The following is a 23,245-nucleotide window of genomic DNA, read 5'->3' on the forward strand; positions in this document are numbered from 1 at the left end:
GGACATCCCGTCAACCAAGCCATCCAAAGGAGACACTGACATGGCAATGAAAATCCGTCTGGCCCGTGGCGGCAGCAAGAAACGCCCCTTCTACCGCATCGTGGCTGCCGACAGCCGCATGCCGCGCGATGGCCGCTTCATCGAGAAGCTGGGCACCTACAACCCGCTGCTGCCGAAAGACAGCGAAGACCGCGTGAAGATGGATATCGACCGCGTGAAGCATTGGCTGGCCCAGGGCGCGCAGACCACCGACCGTGTGGCCCGCATGCTGGAAGCCGCAGGCGTGACGCCCAAGACCGAGCGCAACAACCCCAAGAAGGGTGAGCCGGGCAAGAAAGCCAAGGACCGCGCCGAGCAGAAGGCCGCAAAAGACGCGGCACCCGCCGCCGAAGAGGCCGCAGCCGAAGAATAAGGCCGGGAGGGCCGGGAATGCAGGATTTCGACAACGCATTCCGGGACCAACTGACCGCGCTGATGCGCTGGCGCCGCGACGTGCGGCGCTTTCGCACCGACCCGGTGCCCGAGGCAATGCTGCTGCATTGCCTCGATGCATTTGTGCTGTCGCCGTCGGTCGGGCTGTCGCAACCCTGGCGGCTGATCCGTGTCGAGTCTGCGGCGGCACGCGCCGCGGCGCTTGCGAATTTCGAAGCGGCCAACGCGCAGGCGCTGGCCGGCTATGATGGTGACAGGGCGGCAGTCTATGCCGGTCTGAAACTGTCGGGCATGCGCGAGGCGCCGGTGCATCTGGCGGTCTATTGCGACGAGGACACCGAAACCGGCCACGGGCTGGGTGCGGGCACCATGCCCGAGATGCGGCGCTATTCCGTTGTCGCCTCGGTAATGCAGTTCTGGCTGCTGGCGCGGGCGCACGGGCTGGGCGTGGGTTGGGTGTCGATCCTTGATCCGGCGCGGCTGGCGCGGGATCTGGATACGCCGGATGCCTGGCGTCTTGTGGCCTATCTCTGCGTCGGCTGGCCGGAAGCGGACAGCGACACGCCAGAGCTGGAACGGCAGGGCTGGGAAGTCCGGCGGGACGAATTGGTGGTGGAAACACGGTAGCCGCAGGGCCGCCGAACGCCAGTGCAAGGCCATGCAAGGCCGGAAAAGACGAGGACAAGAATGAGCGATCTGATCTGCGTTGCGGCCATTGCCGGTGCCTTCGGGGTGAAGGGCGAAGTGCGGCTGAAAAGCTTTACCGCCGATCCCCTTGCCATCGGGGAATATGCCCCGCTTGTGACCGAAGACGGCCAACGCAGTTTCGACGTGGCGCTGGCGGGGCAACTGCCCAACGGCCTGCTGGTGCGCCTGTCGGGGGTCAGCACCAAGGAAGAGGCCGACGCGCTGAAGGGCGTGAAGCTTTACGTGCCGCGCGACCGCCTGCCCGCCCTGCCCGATGATGAATATTACCATGCCGATCTGATCGGCCTGACCGTGCTTGATACCGGCGGCACAACGCTGGGCCGCGTCAAGGCCGTGCTGAACCATGGCGCGGGCGATATTCTCGAGGTGCAGGTGCCCGGCTCGTCCGACACCGTTCTGCTGCCCTTCACGCTGGAGGCGGTGCCGACCGTCGATCTGGCCACGGGCCGCATCATCGCGGACCCGCCCGAAGGGCTGTTCTAGGGCTCGCCATCTGGTTGCCCCAGGATGGGACATTTTGAAGACCCCTTGTTTTCAATGACTTACGCCTTGGCTTTTACCATATATTAGTGGACCACGACACAAGAGCACCGTGACCGCCCGTCCGAGCACATGGCGCCGGGTCTTCTGCATCCTTTGCGAAACCTCAGGCCCAATCCTTACCCGGGAGACGCGCGCACATGGCCTGAAGTCCGGCCCAGACATGGGCGCGGCGCGGTGTGTCGCGTTCGGGATCGGGCGGCATCTCTTGCCAGAGGCGCGCGAGCCCAAGCGCGATGAAGAAGCCCAAGGCCGGATCGTCCCGCATATCCATGCCATAGGCCTGCCAGAAGGCCGACAGCGCCGCAGGTTGCGGGCCGAACCAGACCTCGTGATCGACCAGAAGCATCGCCAGATCCCGCGCGACTGGCGCGGGGCTGTCGTTTTCAAGGTCGATCCCTGTCGTGCAGCCCGGTGCGATCAGAAGATTGCCGAGGGTCATGTCGCCGTGGATGATCGCCTGTGGCATCGGTCTGCCGTGCACCTGCGGGGCCAGATCCTTGATCCGGGCAAGGAGCGCGGCAAAAGCATCGGGGCGCGGGGGCGGCGCCTGACGGGCCTTGCGGATCAGGCGCCGCAGGGCGGGGGCCGGATCGAAGGGGGCTGGCGGCTGGACACGGCCCCGGTGCAGCGCGCCAAGCCACGCGCCCGCCGCCTGCATCACGCGGAGATGATCGGCAGGATATATGCTGTCGGACAGAAGGGTGCGGGCATCCACCCCCGGACAATGCGACAGGATCAGGGCCTGATGATCGGGCAAGGTCAGCACCAGGCGCGGCACCGCGAACCCGGGCTGGCCGGAGAGCCCGGCGACCGCCCCGGCATAGGCGCGGCTGGCGGGCCCGGTCGTGTCGCGCTGGGCGCCCATCCGCAGTTTAAGGATCAGATCGCCCTGCCCGTCATCGCCGCTGATCAGCATGGCCACCCGCCCGCCGCGCGCCTCGCGCCGGGCAGCCAGAACGCGGGTGCGGGCAAGATGCGGATCGCGCCCAAGTTGCGGGGCGGCGGCGGCCCAGGCTGCCAAGGCCGCATCGGTCAGCCTTTTGCGGAGATCGCTCATGCCTTGGTCCGGTTCTGCAGATGCGCGGCCACCCTAGGCGCGCCATGCAGGGGCCGCAATCGGGCATCTTTTGCGCGGGGGAAAAAGCCGCTATGGGACAGCCATGAGCGATACATCCGATCCCGAGGGCCCTGCCCCGCAAAATCCGACACCGGCCAGATCACATGGCCGCAAGTCCATCCGTGCGACTCTGCGCCCGCGTGAGCTGATCACGGACAGCCCGGATCTGGCAGGGGCCTGGACGGCGCAGGTCATCACCCTTCTGCCGCAGGCCTTTCCGGGCGTCCTGGGCGAAAGCCTGACCGGCAAGGCGCTGGCCGAGGGGCGCTGGTCCTTGCGGACCATCGACCTGCGGACGTTTGGCGAGGGCAAGCATCGCAATGTCGATGACACCCCTGCGGGCGGTGGCGCGGGGATGGTGCTGCGGCCCGATGTTCTGGGCCATGCGCTCGACGAGGCGGGGCTGGCGGCGCGGGGGCGCTGGCCGGTGATCTACCTGTCCCCGCGCGGTGCGCCTCTGACGCAAGCCATGGCGCGTCGTCTGGCGGCGGCGGATGGGGTGACGCTGCTTTGTGGGCGGTTCGAGGGTGTGGATGAGCGCGTGCTGGAAGCTTATGACATCGAAGAGGTGAGCCTTGGCGATTTCGTCATGACCGGGGGCGAGATCGCGGCGATGGCGCTGATCGACGCGACCGTGCGCCTGTTGCCGGGGGTTCTGGGCAATGCGGCCTCGACCGAGGAGGAAAGCTTTTCCGACGGGTTGCTGGAGCATCCGCAATACACGCGGCCTGCCGAATGGCGCGGGCGGGCGATCCCCGAGGTGCTGCTGTCCGGCAATCACGCCAAGATCGCCGCATGGCGGCGCGCGCAATCCGAGGCAATCACGCAAGAGCGCCGCCCTGACCTGTGGCAGGCGCATGAAGCCGACAAAGGCAAGCCGGGCGACTGATCTGCCCCAATCGGTCCTTGCCAAGCGCGCGCGCGACGGGTATCACCCGCGCGTCCGGGGCTTGCTTGAGTCTATCGGACCTGTTGCCTTTGGCCGTGACCCTTTTCTTCGGGGTCGTTATCGGAAAGGGGCGCAGCACCAATGAACGACGACCCAAACTCTGGCGGGCGCACCGATGTTTCGGAAGGCGGACCCGGTTGAAGACCAAGAGCTCTGGGGTTGTGGCAAACTTTGCGGGACAAACCGCAAGCAAATAGGAGCAATGCGATGAACCTGATCGCACAGATCGAGGCGGAACAGATCGCCGCCCTCGGGAAAGAGATTCCCGATTTCAAGGCCGGCGATACCATTCGCGTCGGCTACAAAGTGACCGAAGGCACCCGTTCGCGCGTGCAGAACTACGAAGGCGTCTGCATCAGCCGCAAGAACGGCAAGGGCATTGCCGGTTCGTTCACGGTCCGCAAGATTTCCTTTGGCGAAGGCGTGGAACGTGTGTTCCCGCTCTATTCGACCAACATCGACAGCATCACCGTCGTGCGCCGTGGTCGCGTGCGTCGTGCGAAGCTGTATTACCTGCGCGCGCGTCGTGGCAAATCCGCCCGTATCGCCGAAGTCGCAAACTACAAGCCCGGTTCGGGCGCTGAAGCATAAGGATCGGCACGATGAAAAAAGACATCCACCCCGATTATCACATGATCACCGTCAAGATGACCGACGGGACCACCTTCCAGATGCACTCCACCTGGGGCAAGGAAGGCGACACGCTGGCGCTGGACATCGACCCGACGGTGCACCCGGCATGGACCGGTGGCGGCACCCGTCTGATGGATGCCGGCGGCCGTGTGTCGAAGTTCAAGAACAAGTACGCCGGCCTGGGTTTCTGATCCCCGCCATTGCGTGCAGCACAACCGGAAACGCCGCCCTCAGGGGCGGCGTTTTCCATTTCGCGACCGGCACGGCCGATCAGCCGCGATACCCCGGCGCAAGCAGGCGCGAGATCCCGCGCGCCAGCGGCCTGAGTCGCGACCGCGCGGCGGGAAAGCGGCGGATGATCAGCCCGTACCCTGCCCTCAGCCGGCGGTGGATGCGCTGGGGCCATGTGTCGGCCAGGCGGTCAAGCTGCGCCAGCTGATCCAGCAGGTGATGAGAGGCCAGGCGCGCGGCGAACAGCTGCATCTTGTATTCCAGCCGGGCATAATTGCGCGCGGCCTGTTCGGGCGACATGACCTGAAGCACGCGGAAGCCGCCGGATTGCGCGACATAGCCGATCAGCCGCTCCTGCACATGGGCAAGACCGCCGTCCACGTGATCGGGTTCGGGGTTATACTCCTCCCACCGCCAGGGCCGTTCGAACATGGGGCGCAGGGCCGCGATCCGGAACCAGAACATCGTGCCGTAGGGCGCCACGGGCGTATGATCGTCCAGCGGGACGGCAAGGCGCATGCTCGCACTGAGATCGGCCACCGCAGGGCGGTTGGAATACCAGGCATGGCCCAGCGTGCCGAAGCCCAGATGGATCACCGGCGGGATCACCAGGCCAAGATCGGCCTCGGCCTCGAACCGGTCCAGGATCTGGCGGATCGCGGCCGCCGATGGCAGCAGGCTGTCGAAAAGATGCGCCTTGAAGCCGCGTGCGACCTGCGGCGAGACCTGCGGCGTCCGCTTGGAATGCAGGCGCAGCCCGATCTGGTAATCGCCCGACAAGGCCACATCGCGAAAGGTGATGAACAGCGCCGACATGTCGCGCCCCCGGTTCTGTTCCACCACGCGCACCGTCCGTTCAGCGGTCGGCCAGCCGCGCGCGTCCAGAAAGGCGTCGATCGCCATTTTGTCACTGGCCAAAGCCGCGGTGATGAACAGATGCGCCGGCATGGGAAAGCGGGCGATCCGTTCCCAGAACTCGGGCATCATCTGGGCGTAGAAGGCATGGATGAACACCGCGACGGGCCCAAAGCCCCATGTGGCCCGGTCGGACGGGTAATGCGGGCTGAGCACCTCGTATTGGTCGGCGATGGTGGTGAAGGCGCGCAGCGGCACCCGCGCGCAGGCAAAGGCGATGACGGCATGGTAAAGCGCGGGATTGAGGCCGCGCAACCGGTCAAGCGCTGCGCGAAGGTCGATGCCGTTGAGGTCGTGGAGCAGCGGATCCAGCGTCAGCACAGACACCGGCAGGCATGGCGCGCCCAGCGCCACCAGCCTGTCCACCTCGAAATGGCGGGGATCGACCGTGTGCAGGCTGTCCTCGGGCAGGGCATAGGCGATACGGCGACCCGATCTACCCAGCGCGCGGGCCAGCGGAACCAGCCCACGCTCGACCTCGTCCCAGCTGTCGGTGAAGGGCGGCAGGCGGTCCCAGAACCGGGCCATTTCGGGATCGTCCAGCAGGTCTGCCGACAGGATCGCCATATCAAGGCATGGCAGTCGCGCCGGCATATCGGGCCGGGTTTGAAGGCGGGGATCGTCAGCGGCCTTGTACCAGTAGGGCGCCAGAAGATCCGCATCCGTCTGCAATCTCCGCCAGCCGCCGGGCAGGATCGGGCCAAAGACGTGATACCCCGTCAGGATCACGGGGCCGCGCGGGGCATCCGACGCCTCAAGCGCCCGCAACCCGGCGCGATAGGCCGACAATATCGACCGGTCGCGGTCACAGCGGATCAGGCGCAGGCGCCCGCAGGGGTCCAGATCCCGCAGGGCGGATGCGGTCTGCGCCAGCGCTGCCCCGTCCGTCACGACCACAAGGTGCTGCACCATGGCCATGAGTTCGGTCAGCGCCAGCCGTACATGCGCCAGGCCTTCGGTCCGGTGGCGGATCACGTAGATCGCGGCCACGCAGCCCGTGGCAACCGGGGCGTCAGCGCGCATAGCCCAGCGCCTGCATGCGGTCATGGTGGCGGTCCCAGAACCTGTCGATCTGTGCCGCGCTGAGATAGCTGCAATGGGTGCCGACCTTGCGTTTCCAGAAAAACCGCCCGTCCGTGCCGGTCAGCCGTTCCGATGTGGCGCGGATGCGATCCAGCGCGCCGGGATCAAGGGGCAGGTCAAGAAAGGCGCTGATCCCCTGAACGGTGGAGTCGAAATCATCGCTCAGATCCTCGTAGCGCAAAAGGTGCACGGGCTGCCCCCGGGCCTGTAGCGTCCTGTAATTCTCGATGCTGTCAAACAGGCTGCCAAAGGGGTTGCCCGCGCGCGGATCGAAGGTGCCGTGGATCAGAAACCGCTGAAAAAGGTGTTCCATCTGGTCCGCTGTCAGATCATCGACCCGGTCAAAGCCAAAGCCGAATACCTTCTGTGACAGGGCCGTCACGTTGCCGGACAGGTAATTGAGGTAGGAGGTGAAGACATCCAGCGGGTGGCGGTAGATGTAAAGGATGCGATCCGGCCGGATCACCTGCCCGTCTTCCACCACGAAGGGTTCCATGTTGTGCGACTTGTAAAAGCACCATGTCCGGCCCGCAAAGCGCCAGGGCCTGTGGCCGATGCACTGCCCCATATGGGTGTCGATCACGTATTCGGCCATCTGCCCCCGATCAGCCGGATCGCCGACGATGCCGGCCACGATGGCGCGCAACCAGGTGTTTCCGGTTTTGGGAAAGGAATGCAGCCCAACCAACATGTCACAGCCGGGGATACCCGCCGTGGGAGGGTCGTCCGGCGCGCTGGCCAGCCAGGCTGGCGCTGACAGGTTCCGAGACTGCATCGCGATCCGCCTCCCGCCGGTCAGGCGCTGGCCATGGCGGCGGGGGGGCGCATCTGGCGGCCCGACCAATGCGCCAGCGCCAAGAGGCCAGCATCCAGCGGAATGCGGGGCGTCCAGCCCAACAGTGCGGCGGCGCGGCTGATGTCTGCCACCGCATGACGGATATCGCCGGGGCGAAAGGCGCCCGTCACCTGCAGCCTGTCGCGCGGCGCGCCCAGGCAACCCAGCAGGCGGCGCGCCACCTCCAGAAGGGTGATGCCCTGCCCCGATCCGATATCAAGTATCTCCTGCGGCATGGCCGGGGCTTCGACCATCATCGCGAAGGCGCGCACCACGTCATCGACCATGACGAAATCGCGGGTAATCTGCCCATCCTCGTAGATGGACAGGGTCTGCCCCTCGTGGATCTGGCGGCAGAAGATGGACAGAACGCCGGTATAGGGATTGTCCAGCGACTGACCGGGGCCATAGACATTCTGCAACCGCAGAATGCCCACCTGCGTCGCGCTGCCCCAGAATGCCTGCCTGAGCAGATGTTCCTGCATCAGTTTGGTGGCCGCATAGATCGAGGCGGGCGCAACCGGGCAATCCGCATCTGTCGGCACCGGGACAAGCGGTTGCCCGTCGCGCCCCTGTACCCGAAAATGCCCATGCGCCATATCGCCTGCCCGGCGCGGCATGGCGCGCGCGCGCATTCCGCTATCGTCGATGAAGGCCCCTTCGCCATAGACCGCGCGTGTGCTGGCCAGCACCAGACGTTGCAGCCCCGGGGCATGGCGACGCACGGCTTCGGCCAGCAGGGCAGTGCCGATCACGTTGACCTGGGCGTAATGGGTGGGCTGCCTGAAGGACTGCCCGGTGCCGGTTTCGGCGGCAAGGTGCAGGATCACGTCAGGCCGGGTATCGGCCACGGCGGCGGCGATGGCGGCCGGGTCGCGCAGATCGCCGGTGATCACCTCGACGCCGGCGCGCGCCAGGGCGATGCGCGTGCAGGCCGGGTCGGAATGCACCTGGGCCAGGAAATTGTCGAAGACCCGCACGCGATGCCGCGTGGCCAGATCGACCGCAAGGCGCGATCCGATGAAACCCGCCCCGCCCGTTATCAGAATCGTCTTTCCCGCAACCATGGCAGTATCCCCGGCACAGATGAACGGCAGGGTCGTCAGTGCCAGGGCAGGTCAGGCGGCATGACTCGTCGCCGCAATGCGACGGGCCATCCCGACAATCCTGGCATGACGACGCAAGCCCGAAGCCGCACCATGCCAGCCGTGCCTTAAGATCGGGTTAGTCCAGCAGTTGCTTGAGATACTTGCCGTAATCGTTCTTGGCGAATTTCGCCGCCAGCGCCGCCAGCGCCTCGCGGGTGATCCAGCCATGATCGAAGGCGATTTCCTCGGGGCAGCCGGTTTGCATGCCCTGGCGTTTTTCCAGCGTACGCACGAAATTGCCCGCATCCAGAAGGCTGCCATGGGTGCCGGTGTCCAGCCATGCATAGCCCCGCCCCATGCGCTTGACCGACAGCGTGTCTTCGGCAAGGTACATCTCGAGCAGCGAGGTGATTTCAAGCTCGCCGCGCCGCGATGGCTTGACCTGCCGGGCCTTTTCAGGCGCGGTCCCATCCAGGAAATAAAGCCCGGTGACGGCGTAGTTCGAGGCAGGCTTCTCCGGCTTCTCGATGATTGAAATGACGCGGCCATCAACGTCGAAATGCACCACGCCGTAGCGTTCGGGGTCGCTGACGCGGTAGCCGAAGACGGTGCCGCCGGTGTCATGGCCATCGGCCTCTTGCAGCAGTTCGGGCAGGCCGTGACCGAAGAAGATGTTGTCGCCCAGCACCATCGCGGAGGGGGCACCCGCCAGGAAATCCTCGGCCAGGATATAGGCCTGGGCCAGGCCATCGGGCGAGGGCTGCGTGATATAGGTGAAGGACACGCCCCACTGGCCGCCATCGCCCAGCAGCCGCTTGAACTGGTCCTGATCCTCGGGCGTGGTGATGATCGCGATCTCGCGGATGCCGGCCAGCATCAGCACGCTGAGCGGATAGTAGATCATCGGCTTGTCGTAGATCGGCAGAAGCTGCTTCGACAGGCCCATGGTGATGGGATAAAGCCGCGTGCCAGACCCGCCTGCGAGGATAATGCCCTTGCGGTTCGTCATCTCAATTCTCCTTCAAGTCACTCATTACACTGGCCAGGCTGGTGCGCCAATCGGGCTGTTCAATACCGAAGTCACGCATCAATGCGGTGCAATCCATGCGGGAGTTACCGGGACGGCGTGCGGGCGTGGGATAGGCCGCGGTGGGAATGCCCTCGACCGCGCAGGTCAGACCGGCCTGTGCGAAGATCTCGCGCGCGAAATCGGCCCAGCTGACATCGGGGGCGCCGCTGAAATGATAGGTACCGGTCACGCCATGTCCGGCATGGAAGGCCCGCGCCATGGCCAGCAGGGCCGCCGCGATATCGGCGGCAGCCGTCGGGCCGCCGATCTGATCGGCGACGATGGTCAGTTTCTCGCGTTCGGCACCAAGGCGCAGCATGGTTTTGACGAAATTCGCGCCATGCGCCGAAAACACCCAGGAGGTACGCAGGATCGCATGGGCGCCGCCTGCCGCCCGCACGGCCTGTTCGCCCGCCAGCTTTGACCGGCCATAGGCCCCCAGCGGTCCGGTGGCGTCATTCGGCCGCCATGGCTGGGTGCCGCTGCCATCAAAGACATAATCGGTCGAGACATGCAGGAAGGGGATGCCTGCGGCCTTGCAGGCGGCGGCCATTGCACCCGGTGCCGTGCCGTTGATCGTGGTCGCCAGATCCTCTTCGGATTCCGCGCGGTCCACGGCCGTATAGGCGGCTGCGTTGATGACCACATCGGCGTCAGAGGCCGCGATGGCGGCGGCGCAGGCGGCGGGGTCCGCGAGGTCCGCCCGGTCGCGGCCCAGACAGGTCATGACGATGTCGGAAGTGGCTTGCCGCGCCAGTTCGGTGGCGACCTGACCGGTCTGCCCGAAAACCAGAATGTGCATCATGCCTTGGTCCCCAGACGCTGGCCGACGCCGTGGCGTTCCTGCAAAGGGCGCCACCATGCCTCGTTGTCGAGATACCATTGCACGGTGCGGCGCAGTCCTTCTTCGACGGTGACGGAAGGACGCCAGCCCAGTTCGGCGCGGATGCGCGACGGATCAATGGCATAGCGCGCGTCATGGCCGGGGCGGTCGGTGACGAAAGTGATCTGATCGGCGTAAGAGCCTGCCGCCTTGGGGCGCAGAGCGTCGAGGATGGCGCAGAGCGTGCGGACGAGTTCGAGGTTGGTGCGCTCGTTCTCGCCGCCGATGTTGTAGCTGCGGCCAAGCGCGCCCTTTTCCAGCACCAGCAGCAGCGCGTCGGCGTGATCCTCGACAAAGAGCCAGTCGCGGATGTTGGAGCCATCGCCGTAGATCGGCAGCGGCTTGCCCGCCAACGCGTTGAGAATGATCACCGGCACCAGCTTTTCGGGGAAATGATAGGGGCCGTAATTGTTCGAGCAATTGGTCAGCACCACCGGCAGGCCGTAGGTTTCATGCCATGCCCGCACCAGATGATCGCTGGCCGCCTTGGACGCCGAATAGGGCGAACGCGGATCATAGGGGGTGTCTTCGGTGAATTTCACCGCCGGATCGGCGGGAAGCGAGCCAAACACCTCGTCGGTCGAGATGTGATGGAAGCGGAACCCTGCGGGCTTTCCCTTCGTCGTCCAGTAGGCACGCGCGGCTTCCAGCATGTTGTAGGTGCCGGTGATATTCGTTTCGATGAAATCGCCGGGTCCGTCGATGGAGCGGTCCACATGGCTTTCCGCCGCCAGATGCATCACCGCATCGGGTTTGTGGGCGGCAAAGATCCGGTCGAGGGCGGCGCGGTCGCGAATGTCGGCCTGTTCAAAGGCATAGCGCGGATCGCCCGCCACCGATGCCACGTTATCAAGGCAGGCGGCATAGGTCAGCGCATCAAGATTGACCACCTCGTGCCCCCGCGCCACGGCCAGCCTGACCACTGCGGATCCGATGAAGCCCGCGCCCCCGGTTACAAGAAGTTTCATGCCTCAGCCCTCGTAGACGAAAGGTGTTTCGAAATCGCGCAACCAGAGTGCCTTGGCATCCTTGTCCGACAGCAGCGGGGTCACGCCCTCGGGCAGGCCCCAGTCGATCCCGATGTCGGGGTCGTCAAATCGCACCGCGCCGTCACATTCGGGGGCGTAGTAATCGGTGCATTTGTAAATGATCTCGGTATCCGGCTCGCGGGTGACGAAACCATGCAGGAAACCGGCCGGAATCAGAAGCTGGCGGCCGTTTTCGAATGACAGCTCCTCGCCGATCCAGCGGCCATAGGTGGGCGATCCGCGCCGGATATCGACGGCCACGTCGAACAGGCGGCCCTTGCCGCAACGCACCAGCTTGGCCTGGGCATGGGGTGGCGACTGGAAATGCAGCCCGCGCACCGTGCCGACCTGCGCTGAAAGCGAGTGGTTATCCTGCACGAAATCAAGGCTGATCCCGTGACCTTCAAGCGTCTTGCGGTTCCAGCTTTCCGAGAAAAACCCCCGCGAATCGCCGAAACGGGCCGGGGTCAGAATCAGAACACCGGGCAATTCTGTTTGTTCGACCTTCACAATCGCACCCTTTGATTCACCATAATATCAAGGTTGCCTAGCAACGTAATCATCGGTTGTCACGCAAATCGCGCCACATCACGATCCGTGCCGCGTTCTGGATGCTTGACCTTGCCCATGCTGACCATAAGAGGGCATACACCATAACACGGCGGCGATCGGGGAAGACCCCGGCTGCGGTCGCGTTGGTTGCAGGGAAGGCGAGGACAGGGTTTGGCGCATATCATCGTTGTTGGAAATGAAAAGGGCGGCGCGGGCAAATCCACCGTCTCGATGCATGTGGCGACTGCGTTGGCGCGGTTGGGCCATCGGGTCGGGGCGCTGGATCTGGATCTGCGGCAAAGGACCTTTGGCCGCTATTCCGAGAATCGGGCAGCCTTTCTGGCCAAATCCGGGCTGAGCCTGCCCGGCCCGGTCTATATCGATCTTCCCGAAGCCGATGCCAGCACATTGAAGGACGGCGAAAACCCTTACGATCAGCGTCTGTCCGCCGCCATCGCCACGCTTGACCCGGTCAGCGATTTCATCGTGATCGACTGCCCCGGATCGCATACACGCCTGAGCCAGGTGGCGCATAGCCTGGCCGATACGCTGATCACGCCGCTGAACGACAGTTTCATCGATTTCGACCTGCTGGCCCAGGTGGATGGCGACGGGCGCAAGATCCTGGGCCCTTCGGTCTATTCCGAAATGGTCTGGGGTGCGCGGCAGTTGCGCGCGCAGGCCGGCCTGAAACCCATCGACTGGGTCGTGGTGCGTAACCGCCTTGGCGCCCAGCAGATGGTCAACAAGGAAAAGATGGGCCGCGCGCTGGACAACCTGGCCAAGCGGATCGGCTTTCGCGTGGCGCCCGGCTTCAACGAGCGGGTCATCTTCCGCGAGCTTTTCCCGCGCGGCCTGACCTTGCTTGATCTCAAGGATATCGGGGTGAAGCAGCTCAATATCTCGAACGTGGCGGCACGACAGGAGCTGCGCGACCTGATCAAGGCGCTGAACCTGCCGGGGGTCGAGCCGAAGTTCTGACCCTCTGCGTCAGTGTCAGCCCATGCGCGCCAGCTTGCGCAGGGCCGCGCGCAGGATGCGTTCTTCCTCGGGGGTCAGGGTATCGGCCAGGGCAGCGTCATAGCGATGCGCCACCCCGTGCAGATCGCGGTAAGCCATGCGCCCCTGCGCTGTCAGATCAAGATATTCCTGCCGCCGGTCGGCCTCGTCCGGGTCGCGGGTCAGAAAGCGCCGTTCCTCCAGGCGCTGCACGGCGCGGCTGATCTTGGTCTTGTGCATCTTGGACCGCGCCCCGATCTCTTTCGCGGTCAGGCGGCCGTAAAGACCCAGGTGGAACAGGACCCGCCATTCGGTACGCAACATTCCGTAGCGATCCCGGTAGACCTTCTGAAACGCCAGGCTGCTTTCCTCGGCCGCCTGGTTCAACAGGTAGGGTAGGAAATTCTGCAGATCGAACGCGTCTTTTTCTGACATGATGAAGACTCCTGATGTTGTTAGTTACAAAATCAACCGTTAACGACGCAACCATAAAGGAGGACGTCCCATGAATCGCCCCACCCTTCCGCATTCCTTCGTGCAGGCGGCCACGCCGCAAGGCACCACCCCCGGCTACATGCCGGGCTTCGGCAATGATTTCGAAACAGAGGCCCTGCCCGGCGCGCTGCCGCAGGGCATGAACAGCCCGCAGAAATGCAATTATGGTCTTTACGGAGAGCAGTTGTCCGGCACGGCCTTCACCGCGCCCAGCCACCAGAACGAGCGCACCTGGTGCTACCGGATCCGCCCCTCCGTCAAGCATTCCAAGCGTTATGTGAAGATCGACGTGCCCTATTGGAAATCGGCGCCGCATATCGACCCCGATGTGATCAGCCTGGGCCAGTACCGCTGGGACCCGGTGCCGCATACCGATGCAGCCCTGACATGGATCACGGGCATACGCACCATGACCACCGCGGGTGACGTGAACACGCAGGTGGGCATGGCCAGCCATGTCTACCTGGTCACAGCGTCGATGAAGGACGAATATTTCTTCTCGGCCGACAGCGAATTGCTGATCGTGCCGCAAGAGGGCCGTCTGCGGTTCTGCACCGAATTGGGGATCATCGACCTTGAACCCAAGGAAATCGCGATCATCCCGCGCGGGCTTCTGTACCGGGTCGAGGTGCTGGAAGGCCCCTGCCGCGGGTTCGTCTGCGAAAACTACGGACAGAAATTCGACCTGCCCGGACGTGGCCCCATTGGCGCGAACTGCATGGCGAACCGGCGCGATTTCAAGACGCCCGTCGCCGCCTTCGAGGATCGCGAGGTGCCGTCATCGGTGGTCATCAAGTGGTGCGGGCAGTTCCACCGCACCGAGATTGGCCATTCGCCGCTGGATGTGGTGGCCTGGCACGGCAATTACGCGCCGGTGAAATACGACCTGCGGACCTATTGCCCGGTGGGCGCGATCCTGTTCGATCATCCCGATCCGTCGATCTTCACCGTGCTCACCGCCCCATCGGGCGTGGAGGGGACCGCGAATATCGACTTCGTGCTCTTCCGCGAACGCTGGATGGTGGCCGAAAACACCTTCCGCCCGCCATGGTATCACAAGAACATCATGTCCGAGCTGATGGGCAATATCTATGGCCAGTATGACGCCAAGCCCCAGGGCTTCGTGCCCGGCGGGATGAGCCTGCACAACATGATGCTGCCGCACGGGCCGGACAAGAACGCCTTTGAAGGCGCGTCGAATGCGGATCTCAAGGCGGAAAAGCTGGACAATACAATGTCCTTCATGTTCGAGACGCGCTTTCCGCAGCATCTGACGCGCTTTGCCGCCGCCGAGGCGCCCTTGCAGGATGACTATATCGACTGCTGGGACAGCCTGGAGAAGAAGTTCGACGGCACGCCCGGCAAGAAATAGGTGGCATTCGCCGCCTGCGGGCAGGAGTTTTACGCCCCTGCCCTTGACTGACATTCCGGCCGTGCACTTCGCGCGCGGCTGACCCCCGGAAGGACCCAAGACAATGCCCCTGATGACAAGCTGGGTGGCCTCGGCCAATGCGCCCGGTCACCCGTTTCCGCTGAACAACCTGCCCTGCGGCGTCTTTTCCGTCGGCGATGACGACCCGCGCTGCGGCGTGGCCATCGGCGACATGATCCTCGATTGTCGCGCGGCCGAGGATGAGGGGCTTCTGAACCTCGATGATGCGCCCGTCTTCGACGTGCCCTTCTGGAACGAGGTGATGGAACTGGGCCCCGAGGCATGGGCCGCGCTGCGCGCCCGGCTGATCCAGTTGCTGAAGGATGGATCGGCAGAGCGTGCGGCGGTGGAGCCTTTGCTTGTGCCGATGGATCAGGCCGAGATGAACCTGCCCTTCCTTGTGGCGGAATATACCGATTTCTATGCCGGCCGGCATCACGCCACCAATGTGGGCACGATGTTCCGGGGGGCCGAGAATGCGCTGCCGCCGAACTGGCTGCATATGCCCATCGGCTATAACGGTCGCGCGTCATCGGTCGTGGTGTCCGGCACGCCGGTGCGCCGCCCCTGGGGGCAGCTGAAAGGCCCCGATGACGCGGCCCCGCGTTTCGCGCCCTGCGCGCGCTTCGATCTGGAGCTTGAAATGGGCGCCGTGGTCGGCACCGGCAGCGAAGGTCCCGTCACGGTGGACGAGGCCGATGCGATGATCTTCGGCTATGTGCTGCTGAACGACTGGTCCGCGCGCGACATCCAGGCCTGGGAATACCAGCCGCTGGGCCCGTTCCAGGCCAAGGCGACCGCCACGACGATCAGCCCCTGGATCGTGACACGCGCCGCGCTCGCGCCATTCCGCGTGTCCACCCCTGCGCGTGAGGTGCCGCTTCTGGATCACCTCAAGGATACCGGGCCGATGCTCTATGATATCGACCTGACCGTGACGCTGGCCCCAGAAGGCAAACCCGCCACGGAAATCGCGCGCACCAATTACCGCGAGATGTATTATTCCGCCGCCCAGCAACTGGCCCATCACACGACCAGCGGCTGCCCGATGACGCCGGGGGACCTGCTGGGCTCTGGCACCATTTCGGGGCCGGAAAAGCACCAGCGCGGCAGCCTGCTGGAACTCAGCTGGGGCGGGAAGGAGCCGCTGACGCTGGATACCGGCGAGACGCGCAGCTTTCTGGCCGATGGCGATACGCTGACCCTGCAGGGTGCGGCCCATGGCGATGGCTACACCATCGGCTTCGGCACCTGCACGGGCACGATCCTGCCCGCCCTGAAAGACCCTTACGCAAGATAGACACGGTTTCTTCTTGCCTCAAATATCCCCGCCGGAGGCTTCGACAGCTGACCCCGGCACCGACATCAGAAAGGACGACCCATGGCCAAGGCTTTCGCATCGCAAGGCGACATGACCGAGAAGAAGATCACCTTCACCGAGGTGGGGGATGGCGTCTATGCCTTCACCGCCGAGGGGGATCCCAATTCGGGCGTGATCATCGGCGACGAGTCCGTGATGATCGTCGAGGCGCAGGCAACCCCGCGTCTGGCCAACAAGGTGATCGACTGCGTGCGCTCTGTCACCGACAAGCCGATCAGCCATGTGGTGCTGACGCATTATCATGCCGTGCGGGTGCTGGGCGCCTCGGCTTTCGGCGCGCAACAGGTGATCATGGGCGACAAGGCCCGCGCCATGGTGGTGGAACGCGGGCAGGAGGACTGGGACAGCGAATTCCAGCGCTTTCCGCGCCTGTTTGAGGGGCATGAAAGCATCCCCGGCCTGACCTGGCCCACCACCACCTTTTCCGAGGACATGACCGTCTACCTGGGCAAGCGCAGGGTGGACCTGATGCATCTGGGCCGCGCCCATACGGCGGGCGATATCGTGATCCACGTGCCCGACCAGAACGTGATGTTCACAGGCGATATCGTGGAATACCACTCGGCCTGCTACTGCGGGGACGGGCATTTCAGCGACTGGGGCGATACGCTGGATGCGATTGCCTCGTTCCAGGTCGATGCCATCGCACCGGGGCGCGGGGATGCGCTGATGGGGCAGGACATGGTCACGGCTGCCATCGAGAATACGCGCGACTTCGTCGAAAGCACCTATGCCGCCGCCGCCCGCGTCGCGGCCCGTGGCGGCAGCCTCAAGGAGGCCTGGGATGCCGTGCGCGCGGCCTGCGATCCGAAGTTCAAGGATTACGCGATCTATGAACACTGCCTGCCCTTCAACGTCGCCCGCGCCTATGACGAGGCGCGCGGGATCGACACGCCCCGCATCTGGACCGCCCAGCGCGATATCGAGATGTGGGAGGCGCTTCAGGGCTGAGGGATCGGGCGTGGCAGGTAAATACGGACCATCGCGGGGCGAGCTGAAGCTGCGCCTGGGCTTTTCCATCTTCGGGCTGGGGCTGATGGTCTTTGCCCTGCTCACGCGCGGCTTCGGCGGCATCGCCATGATCGAGGTGGTGTTGATCGCGGGCACATTCTTTGGCGGCTCGGCGGTCTGGTCCGCCAGGGCGCTTTTGCGAAAGGACGACTGATGAACAAGATCTTCGAAGTTCCGCTCTATCCCTACAGCCACCACGCCGATCAGGATGCGGTCACCCCCGCGCATCACAGGGTGGTGATCGTGGGGGCCGGTCCCGTCGGTCTGGCCGCCGCCATCGACCTGGCGCAGCAGGGCATCGAGGCGCTGGTCGTGGACGAAAACGACAAGGTCAGCTTCGGCAGCCGCGCGATCTGTTTCGCCAAGCGCACCCTGGAGATTGCCGATCGCCTGGGCTGCGGCGCGCCACTGGTCGACAAGGGTGTGCAGTGGAACATCGGCAAGGTCTTTTTCGACGACCGCAAGGTCTATGATTTCAACCTGCTGCCCGAGGATGGGCACAAGCGCCCCGCCTTCATCAACCTGCAACAGTATTATTTCGAGGAATACCTGGTCAAACGCGCCCGCGAGATCGAAGCGGCCGGCGCACCGCTGGAACTGCGCGGCGGCAACAAGGTCACCGGCCTCACAGATCACGGCGATCATGTGACCCTGGGCATCGACACGCCAGACGGCCCCTATGCGATCACCGCCGACTATGTCATCGCCTGCGACGGGGCGGCCAGCCCGATCCGGTCCATGATGGGGCTGGATTTCGTGGGCCGCGTGTTCGAGGACAATTTCCTGATCGCCGATGTGATCATGGAGGCGGATTTTCCGACCGAGCGCTGGTTCTGGTTCGACCCGCCCTTCAACAAGGGGCAATCGGCCCTGCTGCACAAGCAGCCCGACGGCGTCTGGCGGATCGATCTGCAACTGGGCTGGGACATCGACAAGACCGAAGAGAAGAAGCCCGAGCGCGTCATTCCCCGCCTCAAGGCGATGCTGGGCGATGATGTGGAGTTCAGCCTTGAATGGGTGTCGATCTACACTTTCCAGTGCCGCCGGATGGAACGCTTCCGCCACAACCGGGTGATCTTTGCGGGCGACAGCGCGCATCAGGTCAGCCCCTTCGGCGCACGCGGGGCCAATTCCGGCCTGCAGGACACCGACAACCTGGCGTGGAAGCTGAAACTGGTGCTGGAGGGCCACGCCCCGGATGCGCTGCTGGACAGCTATGATGCGGAACGCATCCATGGCGCGGATGAAAACATCCTGAACTCGTCGCGTTCCACCGACTTCATCACGCCCAAATCAAAGATCAGCCGCATCTTCCGCGATGCCGTGCTGGACCTCAGCGAACATCACGCCTTTGCCCGGCCATTGGTCAACTCGGGCCGCCTGTCGATGCCCTGCACCTATGACGGATCGCCGCTGAACAGCCCCGATGCGCTGCCGGGCGGGCCCGCGCGCACGCGCCCCGGATCGCCGTGCCCCGATGTGGGCCTGGGCAACGGTTTCCTGCTGGACGGCCTGGGTAACCGGTTCACCTTGCTGACGGTGAACGCGGACGCGCCGGACAGCCTGACCGAAGGCGGGGTCGCGGTGACCCGGCTTGCGCTGACATCGAAGGACGATGCCACCGGCGCGCTGGCGTCGCGCTACCTGGGCGATGCCCCCGCTGCCGTTTACCTGATCCGTCCGGATCAGCATGTGGCCGCGCGCTGGCCCGCCTATGACGAAGCCGCGATCCGGGCCGCACTGCGCCGCGCCACCGGACAGGAGATGCAGGCATGAGCAGCGATCTGATCCTGACACCCAACCTGGACCGGCCCGATGACATTTATGCCGACCTGCTGGCCGCGCATGACGGGCTGGACAAGGCCGAAAGCGATGCGCTGAACGCGCGGCTGATCCTGATCCTGATGAACCACATCGGACAGCGCGCGGTATTGCGCCAGGCGCTCAAGGCGGCAGGGGCCCCCGAAAAAGCCTGACCCGTCTCTTTCATCGTTCCAAAAATACTCAAATCCCCCGCTTGCCGCGACACGCAAGGCGGGGGATTTTCGTTGCCAGATGCCAAGACACAATATACTTACCATGTTAACCAAATAGGAGGGCTGATATGCGCTGGGACGAATTTCCAAAATGGGGCCGCTGGGCCGCCGACTGGGCCGGGCGCTATCACGCCGGACTGCGCGACCGCCCCGTGCGGGCGCAGACACGTCCCGGTGACATCCTGGCCGCCCTGCCCGCCAGCCCGCCCGAGGCGGCGCAACCGATGGACGACATCATCGCGGATTTCGAATCCATCGTGATGCCGGGGATCACCCATTGGCAGCACCCGCGTTTCTTTGCCTATTTCCCGTCCAATGCCTCGCCTGCCGCGGTGCTGGCGGATCATCTGGTCACGGTGATGGCGCCGCAATGCATGCTCTGGCAGACCTCTCCCGCCGCGACCGAGATGGAGACGCGGATGATGGATTGGCTGCGCCAGTCGATCGGCCTGCCCGATGGGTTTTCGGGCGTCATCCAGGACAGCGCCAGTTCCGCCACGCTGGCCGCCGTGCTGGTGATGCGCGAACGTGCGCTGGAGTGGGACGGCAATGCCAGCGGGTTGCCGGGGCAGAAGGTCTTGCGTGTCTATTGCTCGGCCGAGGTGCATTCATCCGTGGACCGCGCAATCTGGATTGCAGGGATCGGGCAGGCCAATCTGGTACGTATCCCGACGCAAGGCCCGTTGCGGGGCATGGATGTGGCCGCGCTTGAGGCCGCAATCGAGGCGGACAAGGCAGCAGGGATGCTGCCTGCGGGTGTGATCGCCTGCACGGGCGGCACCGGCACCGGGGCTTGCGATGATATCGCGGCGGTCTGCGCGGTGGCGCAGCGGCACGGGGTATTCACCCATGTGGATGCCGCATGGGCCGGGGCCGCGATGATCTGCCCCGAGTTCCGCGATCTGTGGCAGGGCGTGGAGATGGCGGATTCGGTCGTGTTCAACCCGCACAAGTGGCTGGGCACGCAGTTTGACCTCTCGGCGCATTTCATCCGTTCGCCCGCCGACCTGACCCGCACGCTGGCGATCCAGCCCGAATACCTGAAAACGCAAGGGGCGGACGGGATCATCAACTACTCCGAATGGTCGATCCCGCTGGGGCGGCGGTTCCGCGCGCTGAAGCTGTGGTTTTTGATCCGCGCCTATGGTCTGGAGGGGCTGCGCGGCATGATCCGCAACCATGTGGCCTGGAGCCAGGATCTGGCCGAGCGGTTGCGCGCAACACCGGGGTTCGAGATCGTGACCGAGCCCGTGCTGTCGCTGTTCACCTTCCGCTATGCGCCGGACGGGGGCGATGCCGAGGCGCTGACCCAGGCGCTGCTGACCGCCATCAACGATGACGGGCGCATCTACCTGACCCAGACGCGGGTGAAGGGTGATTACGTGATCCGCTTTCAGGCCGGGCAATTCGATGCCACAAAGGCGGATATCGACATGGCCCATGACGTGATCGTCGAGATGGCCGCAAACCTGGCGAAAGGATAACCGATGCCCGCCCCCGTCAACCGTTTCAAGGCGGCGCTGGCCGCAGGTCAGATGCAATATGGCTGCTGGGCCGGCTTTGGCGATGCCTATCCCACCGAGGTCATGTCCACCGCCGGGTTCGACTGGCTGGTGATCGACGGGGAACATGCCCCCAATGACATTCGGTCGATCATGGCGCAGTTGCAGGTGCTGGAGGGCAAGCCGGACAGTCACCCGGTCGTGCGCCTGCCGATGGGCGAGGCCTGGCTGATCAAGCAGGCGCTGGATATCGGCGCGCAGACCCTGCTGATCCCGATGGTGGAAAGCGCCGAACAGGCGCGCGATCTGGTGCGGGCGATGCGCTATCCGCCCGAGGGGATCAGGGGATCGGGGGCGGCGCTGGCGCGGGCCTCGCGGTTCTCGGCGATCCCGGATTACATCCGCACGGCGAATGACCAGATGTGCCTGCTGGTGCAGGTGGAAACCGTCAAGGGGATCGCCGCCCTGGACGATATTCTGGCGGTCGAGGGTGTGGACGGGGTGTTCATCGGCCCCTCCGATCTGGCCGCAGACATGGGCCACCGGGGCGACAGTGCACAGCCCGAGGTGCGTGCGGTGATCAAGGACGCGCTGGGGCGGATCGCGGCATCCGACAAGGCGGCCGGAATTCTGGCCGTGGATCACGACACCGCTGTCACCTATCGCGACTGGGGCGCGCAATTCCTGGCCGTGGGGATCGATGTGGTGCTGCTGGCACGCGCCGCGCGCGATCTGGCTGCGCGCTGGACCAAGGGCTGAGGCCGCGCCGTGGCGGGGCAGACCGAAACCATCGTCGCGGCGATCCTGGGCGCGATCGAGACCGGCAGCCTGCGGCCTGGCGGCCTGATCGACGAGCAGGAACTGATCGAGGCGCATGACGTATCGCGCACGCCCGTGCGCGAGGCGCTGATCCAGCTAGAGACCGCCGGCCTGATCCGGCGCCTGCCGCGCAAGGGGGCGGTGGTGTTCAAACCGTCGCTGGAGGAGTTTCTGGCGATCCTCGAGGTGCATGCCAAGCTTGAGGGGCAAGCCGCAGGGCTGGCCGCGCGGCGGCTGTCCGCCGCCCATGCAAGCGCGCTTGAAGCGGCCGTGGCGGCCTGCGAGGATCACGCGGCGCGCCTGGGAGATGCGGAGCCCGACCGCTATTACCAGTTGAACATGGATTTCCACCGCGTCGTGGCCGAGGCAGCGGGCAATCCGTTCCTGCTGGAGATGATCAAGACCAATGCGCGCAAACTGATGGCCTATTATCGGGCGCGCTATCACTATGCCGGAGCGATAGGGGCATCGGCGCGTGACCATCGCGCGATCGCGGCGCTGATCGTGGCGCGGCGGTCGGATGAGGCCGAGGCCGCAATGGCGCGGCATGTGCAGTTCGACCAGGTGACAGCGATGGATCTGCTGGCGGTGCTGGGCTGAGCCTTGCGCGCGGTGCCCGTTGCGGCCGGTGGATCCTGAGTATTTTTGGAACGATGAAGCTGGGCGTCAGCCCTGTGTCATGGCCTGTGCCCTGGCCTGTTCCCTGGCCTGTTCCCTGGCCTGCTCGAAAAAGCGCGCGATGGTTTCGGCGAAGGGTCGCGTATCGGCCGGACGGTCCAGCGAGGCGCGGGCGCGGGCGATCACTTCGGCGGGTTTGTCGTCTTTCAGATGTTCGACGAGGGCCGCGATGAAGGCGGGCGTCATCTCGGGGTGGTATTGGGTGGTGTAGACATGCCCGCCGATGGCGAAACCGCCGACCGGGCAGTCCGGCGATGCGCTCAGGATCCGTGCGCCCGCAGGCAGGGCGGTGACCTGTTCCACATGCGCGGCGTAGACCCCGGCCTGCGGCGGCAAGGGGTCCATCCAGGGCGCGGGATCGGTCGCCTGGATTTCGGTGCGCCCGAACACCCAGCCGCCCGGATTGGGTCCGACCTGCCCGCCCAGCGCCAGCGCGATGGCCTGATGGCCGAAACAAGCGCCAAAGAGTGGCAGGCGGGCGGCGACCATCCGGCGGATCAGATGGAGAAGATCAGCGACCCATGGATCGGAATCATGGACAGAGGCCGGGCTGCCGGTGATCATGACCCCGTCGAAGGTGGACAGGTCAGCTGGGAACCGGCCGTCTTTCACCGCGAATACCTCGGTCGTCCAGTCGGGGCGGACGGACTGGATCAGTGCCGTGAATTTCGCGCCATCCCTGGGGTGGGCGGCTGCAAAGTCGCTTTCGTCCGTGTTGGCCATGAGGATTGCAAGATGCATGCGCCGGGTCTTTCGATGTCACTTAATTTTGCTTTACATATTTATATCCGCTTTTAATATACATAACAGGTTAACGACAAGTCCC

26 protein-coding genes are annotated in these 23,245 nt (G+C 64.8%); 16 read left to right on the forward strand and 10 right to left on the reverse strand.

What is annotated here, in order from left to right; translation table 11 throughout:
- Positions 1–40: 40 nt before the first annotated feature.
- Genes rpsP through rimM form a run of 3 tightly spaced genes read left to right on the forward strand, consistent with a single transcriptional unit; the run spans position 41 to position 1,623 of the window.
- Positions 41–412, forward strand: coding sequence for a 30S ribosomal protein S16 (rpsP, locus tag ACFQ3C_RS07905; RefSeq protein ID WP_380790269.1), 372 nt, complete (start codon positions 41–43; stop codon positions 410–412).
- Between the two features lie 17 nt (positions 413–429).
- A complete protein-coding gene (bluB, locus tag ACFQ3C_RS07910) occupies positions 430–1,059 on the forward strand; it encodes a 5,6-dimethylbenzimidazole synthase (RefSeq protein ID WP_380790271.1) in 630 nt (209 codons plus the stop codon).
- A 60-nt stretch (positions 1,060–1,119) separates the two neighbouring features.
- Entirely contained in the window at positions 1,120–1,623 is a 504-nt protein-coding gene (gene rimM, locus ACFQ3C_RS07915; protein WP_380790273.1) for a ribosome maturation factor RimM, read from the forward strand.
- A 163-nt stretch (positions 1,624–1,786) separates the two neighbouring features.
- Here rimM and ACFQ3C_RS07920 read toward each other — a convergent pair whose 3' ends face one another.
- Positions 1,787–2,740 (reverse strand): phosphotransferase, encoded by a 954-nt coding sequence (locus ACFQ3C_RS07920; RefSeq protein ID WP_380790275.1) that lies wholly within the window; start codon positions 2,738–2,740, stop codon positions 1,787–1,789.
- Between the two features lie 103 nt (positions 2,741–2,843).
- Between ACFQ3C_RS07920 and trmD the strand changes: the two genes are divergently transcribed.
- The 3 genes from trmD to rpmE all read left to right on the forward strand — a co-directional run bounded on the left by trmD (position 2,844) and on the right by rpmE (position 4,573).
- Positions 2,844–3,689, forward strand: a complete 846-nt coding sequence (gene trmD / locus ACFQ3C_RS07925; RefSeq protein WP_380790277.1) for a tRNA (guanosine(37)-N1)-methyltransferase TrmD — start codon at positions 2,844–2,846, stop codon at positions 3,687–3,689.
- A 267-nt stretch (positions 3,690–3,956) separates the two neighbouring features.
- A complete protein-coding gene (rplS, locus tag ACFQ3C_RS07930) occupies positions 3,957–4,340 on the forward strand; it encodes a 50S ribosomal protein L19 (RefSeq protein WP_068291445.1) in 384 nt (127 codons plus the stop codon).
- An 11-nt stretch (positions 4,341–4,351) separates the two neighbouring features.
- Positions 4,352–4,573 (forward strand): 50S ribosomal protein L31, encoded by a 222-nt coding sequence (rpmE, locus tag ACFQ3C_RS07935; RefSeq protein ID WP_068291447.1) that lies wholly within the window; start codon positions 4,352–4,354, stop codon positions 4,571–4,573.
- 79 nt (positions 4,574–4,652) lie between these two features.
- Here rpmE and ACFQ3C_RS07940 read toward each other — a convergent pair whose 3' ends face one another.
- The 7 genes from ACFQ3C_RS07940 to rfbC all read right to left on the reverse strand — a co-directional run bounded on the left by ACFQ3C_RS07940 (position 4,653) and on the right by rfbC (position 12,024).
- Entirely contained in the window at positions 4,653–6,551 is a 1,899-nt protein-coding gene (locus ACFQ3C_RS07940; protein ID WP_380790280.1) for a rhamnan synthesis F family protein, read from the reverse strand.
- Positions 6,541–7,386 (reverse strand): sulfotransferase domain-containing protein, encoded by an 846-nt coding sequence (locus tag ACFQ3C_RS07945; RefSeq protein ID WP_380790282.1) that lies wholly within the window; start codon positions 7,384–7,386, stop codon positions 6,541–6,543. The genes ACFQ3C_RS07940 and ACFQ3C_RS07945 overlap by 11 nt, the downstream gene beginning before the upstream one ends.
- Positions 7,387–7,406: 20 nt before the next feature.
- Complete coding sequence (locus tag ACFQ3C_RS07950) at positions 7,407–8,513, reverse strand: NAD-dependent epimerase/dehydratase family protein (RefSeq protein ID WP_380790284.1); 1,107 nt, start codon at positions 8,511–8,513, stop codon at positions 7,407–7,409.
- Positions 8,514–8,670: 157 nt separating this feature from the next.
- Positions 8,671–9,543, reverse strand: a complete 873-nt coding sequence (gene rfbA, locus ACFQ3C_RS07955; RefSeq protein ID WP_380790287.1) for a glucose-1-phosphate thymidylyltransferase RfbA — start codon at positions 9,541–9,543, stop codon at positions 8,671–8,673.
- A 1-nt stretch (position 9,544) separates the two neighbouring features.
- Positions 9,545–10,405 (reverse strand): dTDP-4-dehydrorhamnose reductase, encoded by an 861-nt coding sequence (rfbD, locus tag ACFQ3C_RS07960; RefSeq protein ID WP_380790289.1) that lies wholly within the window; start codon positions 10,403–10,405, stop codon positions 9,545–9,547.
- Positions 10,405–11,454 carry a dTDP-glucose 4,6-dehydratase gene (gene rfbB / locus ACFQ3C_RS07965; RefSeq protein ID WP_380790291.1) on the reverse strand — a complete coding sequence of 350 codons (1,050 nt, stop codon included), beginning with the start codon at positions 11,452–11,454 and terminating at the stop codon, positions 10,405–10,407. The genes rfbD and rfbB overlap by 1 nt, the downstream gene beginning before the upstream one ends.
- Before the next feature lie 3 nt (positions 11,455–11,457).
- Positions 11,458–12,024: a dTDP-4-dehydrorhamnose 3,5-epimerase gene (rfbC, locus tag ACFQ3C_RS07970; protein WP_380790294.1), complete on the reverse strand. Its 567-nt coding sequence runs from the start codon at positions 12,022–12,024 to the stop codon at positions 11,458–11,460.
- Positions 12,025–12,237: 213 nt separating this feature from the next.
- On the opposite strand from rfbC, the gene ACFQ3C_RS07975 reads away from it, so the two are divergent.
- On the forward strand, positions 12,238–13,047 hold the full coding sequence (locus ACFQ3C_RS07975) for a division plane positioning ATPase MipZ (protein ID WP_380790297.1): 810 nt from the start codon (positions 12,238–12,240) through the stop codon (positions 13,045–13,047).
- 15 nt (positions 13,048–13,062) lie between these two features.
- On the opposite strand, the gene ACFQ3C_RS07980 is transcribed toward ACFQ3C_RS07975, so the two are convergent.
- Positions 13,063–13,500 carry a MarR family winged helix-turn-helix transcriptional regulator gene (locus ACFQ3C_RS07980; protein WP_380790299.1) on the reverse strand — a complete coding sequence of 146 codons (438 nt, stop codon included), beginning with the start codon at positions 13,498–13,500 and terminating at the stop codon, positions 13,063–13,065.
- A 70-nt stretch (positions 13,501–13,570) separates the two neighbouring features.
- On the opposite strand from ACFQ3C_RS07980, the gene hmgA reads away from it, so the two are divergent.
- The 9 genes from hmgA to ACFQ3C_RS08025 all read left to right on the forward strand — a co-directional run bounded on the left by hmgA (position 13,571) and on the right by ACFQ3C_RS08025 (position 22,341).
- Positions 13,571–14,932, forward strand: coding sequence for a homogentisate 1,2-dioxygenase (gene hmgA / locus ACFQ3C_RS07985; RefSeq protein WP_380790301.1), 1,362 nt, complete (start codon positions 13,571–13,573; stop codon positions 14,930–14,932).
- 103 nt (positions 14,933–15,035) lie between these two features.
- Positions 15,036–16,292: a fumarylacetoacetase gene (gene fahA, locus ACFQ3C_RS07990; RefSeq protein ID WP_380790303.1), complete on the forward strand. Its 1,257-nt coding sequence runs from the start codon at positions 15,036–15,038 to the stop codon at positions 16,290–16,292.
- A gap of 81 nt (positions 16,293–16,373) precedes the next feature.
- The gene (locus tag ACFQ3C_RS07995) at positions 16,374–17,324 is read left to right on the forward strand and encodes an MBL fold metallo-hydrolase (RefSeq protein ID WP_380790306.1); all 951 of its coding nucleotides are present in this window, start codon (positions 16,374–16,376) and stop codon (positions 17,322–17,324) included.
- Positions 17,325–17,334: 10 nt separating this feature from the next.
- A complete protein-coding gene (locus ACFQ3C_RS08000; protein WP_380790308.1) occupies positions 17,335–17,538 on the forward strand; it encodes a hypothetical protein in 204 nt (67 codons plus the stop codon).
- The gene (locus tag ACFQ3C_RS08005) at positions 17,538–19,160 is read left to right on the forward strand and encodes an FAD-dependent oxidoreductase (RefSeq protein ID WP_380790310.1); all 1,623 of its coding nucleotides are present in this window, start codon (positions 17,538–17,540) and stop codon (positions 19,158–19,160) included. The genes ACFQ3C_RS08000 and ACFQ3C_RS08005 overlap by 1 nt, the downstream gene beginning before the upstream one ends.
- Positions 19,157–19,360 carry a DUF2783 domain-containing protein gene (locus ACFQ3C_RS08010; RefSeq protein WP_380790312.1) on the forward strand — a complete coding sequence of 68 codons (204 nt, stop codon included), beginning with the start codon at positions 19,157–19,159 and terminating at the stop codon, positions 19,358–19,360. Before ACFQ3C_RS08005 ends, ACFQ3C_RS08010 begins: the two co-directional genes overlap by 4 nt.
- Positions 19,361–19,488: 128 nt before the next feature.
- Positions 19,489–20,904: a pyridoxal phosphate-dependent decarboxylase family protein gene (locus tag ACFQ3C_RS08015; protein ID WP_380790315.1), complete on the forward strand. Its 1,416-nt coding sequence runs from the start codon at positions 19,489–19,491 to the stop codon at positions 20,902–20,904.
- A gap of 3 nt (positions 20,905–20,907) precedes the next feature.
- A complete protein-coding gene (locus ACFQ3C_RS08020; RefSeq protein ID WP_380790317.1) occupies positions 20,908–21,681 on the forward strand; it encodes an aldolase/citrate lyase family protein in 774 nt (257 codons plus the stop codon).
- 9 nt (positions 21,682–21,690) lie between these two features.
- Complete coding sequence (locus ACFQ3C_RS08025) at positions 21,691–22,341, forward strand: GntR family transcriptional regulator (RefSeq protein ID WP_380790320.1); 651 nt, start codon at positions 21,691–21,693, stop codon at positions 22,339–22,341.
- A 66-nt stretch (positions 22,342–22,407) separates the two neighbouring features.
- Here the strand turns inward: ACFQ3C_RS08025 and ACFQ3C_RS08030 are convergent, their stop codons facing one another.
- Positions 22,408–23,142 (reverse strand): type 1 glutamine amidotransferase, encoded by a 735-nt coding sequence (locus tag ACFQ3C_RS08030; RefSeq protein WP_380790323.1) that lies wholly within the window; start codon positions 23,140–23,142, stop codon positions 22,408–22,410.
- Positions 23,143–23,245: the final 103 nt, after the last annotated feature.

This window comes from Seohaeicola saemankumensis (assembly GCF_042678485.1).
Lineage (GTDB): Bacteria > Pseudomonadota > Alphaproteobacteria > Rhodobacterales > Rhodobacteraceae > Seohaeicola > Seohaeicola saemankumensis.

Excerpts from the sequence above, each read along its gene's own strand:
- ACFQ3C_RS08015 (WP_380790315.1), top strand. The coding sequence starts at position 19,489 with ATGCGCTGGGACGAATTTCCAAAATGGGGCCGCTGGGCCGCCGACTGG.
- ACFQ3C_RS07940 (WP_380790280.1), bottom strand. The coding sequence starts at position 6,551 with ATGCGCGCTGACGCCCCGGTTGCCACGGGCTGCGTGGCCGCGATCTAC.
- ACFQ3C_RS07945 (WP_380790282.1), bottom strand. The coding sequence starts at position 7,386 with ATGCAGTCTCGGAACCTGTCAGCGCCAGCCTGGCTGGCCAGCGCGCCG.
- bluB (WP_380790271.1), top strand. The coding sequence starts at position 430 with ATGCAGGATTTCGACAACGCATTCCGGGACCAACTGACCGCGCTGATG.
- rfbD (WP_380790289.1), bottom strand. The coding sequence starts at position 10,405 with ATGCACATTCTGGTTTTCGGGCAGACCGGTCAGGTCGCCACCGAACTG.
- ACFQ3C_RS08005 (WP_380790310.1), top strand. The coding sequence starts at position 17,538 with ATGAACAAGATCTTCGAAGTTCCGCTCTATCCCTACAGCCACCACGCC.
- trmD (WP_380790277.1), top strand. The coding sequence starts at position 2,844 with ATGAGCGATACATCCGATCCCGAGGGCCCTGCCCCGCAAAATCCGACA.
- ACFQ3C_RS07920 (WP_380790275.1), bottom strand. The coding sequence starts at position 2,740 with ATGAGCGATCTCCGCAAAAGGCTGACCGATGCGGCCTTGGCAGCCTGG.
- rimM (WP_380790273.1), top strand. The coding sequence starts at position 1,120 with ATGAGCGATCTGATCTGCGTTGCGGCCATTGCCGGTGCCTTCGGGGTG.
- rfbB (WP_380790291.1), bottom strand. The coding sequence starts at position 11,454 with ATGAAACTTCTTGTAACCGGGGGCGCGGGCTTCATCGGATCCGCAGTG.
- ACFQ3C_RS07980 (WP_380790299.1), bottom strand. The coding sequence starts at position 13,500 with ATGTCAGAAAAAGACGCGTTCGATCTGCAGAATTTCCTACCCTACCTG.
- ACFQ3C_RS08030 (WP_380790323.1), bottom strand. The coding sequence starts at position 23,142 with ATGGCCAACACGGACGAAAGCGACTTTGCAGCCGCCCACCCCAGGGAT.
- ACFQ3C_RS07995 (WP_380790306.1), top strand. The coding sequence starts at position 16,374 with ATGGCCAAGGCTTTCGCATCGCAAGGCGACATGACCGAGAAGAAGATC.
- ACFQ3C_RS08020 (WP_380790317.1), top strand. The coding sequence starts at position 20,908 with ATGCCCGCCCCCGTCAACCGTTTCAAGGCGGCGCTGGCCGCAGGTCAG.
- hmgA (WP_380790301.1), top strand. The coding sequence starts at position 13,571 with ATGAATCGCCCCACCCTTCCGCATTCCTTCGTGCAGGCGGCCACGCCG.
- rpsP (WP_380790269.1), top strand. The coding sequence starts at position 41 with ATGGCAATGAAAATCCGTCTGGCCCGTGGCGGCAGCAAGAAACGCCCC.
- fahA (WP_380790303.1), top strand. The coding sequence starts at position 15,036 with ATGCCCCTGATGACAAGCTGGGTGGCCTCGGCCAATGCGCCCGGTCAC.
- rplS (WP_068291445.1), top strand. The coding sequence starts at position 3,957 with ATGAACCTGATCGCACAGATCGAGGCGGAACAGATCGCCGCCCTCGGG.
- rpmE (WP_068291447.1), top strand. The coding sequence starts at position 4,352 with ATGAAAAAAGACATCCACCCCGATTATCACATGATCACCGTCAAGATG.
- ACFQ3C_RS07950 (WP_380790284.1), bottom strand. The coding sequence starts at position 8,513 with ATGGTTGCGGGAAAGACGATTCTGATAACGGGCGGGGCGGGTTTCATC.
- rfbA (WP_380790287.1), bottom strand. The coding sequence starts at position 9,543 with ATGACGAACCGCAAGGGCATTATCCTCGCAGGCGGGTCTGGCACGCGG.
- ACFQ3C_RS08010 (WP_380790312.1), top strand. The coding sequence starts at position 19,157 with ATGAGCAGCGATCTGATCCTGACACCCAACCTGGACCGGCCCGATGAC.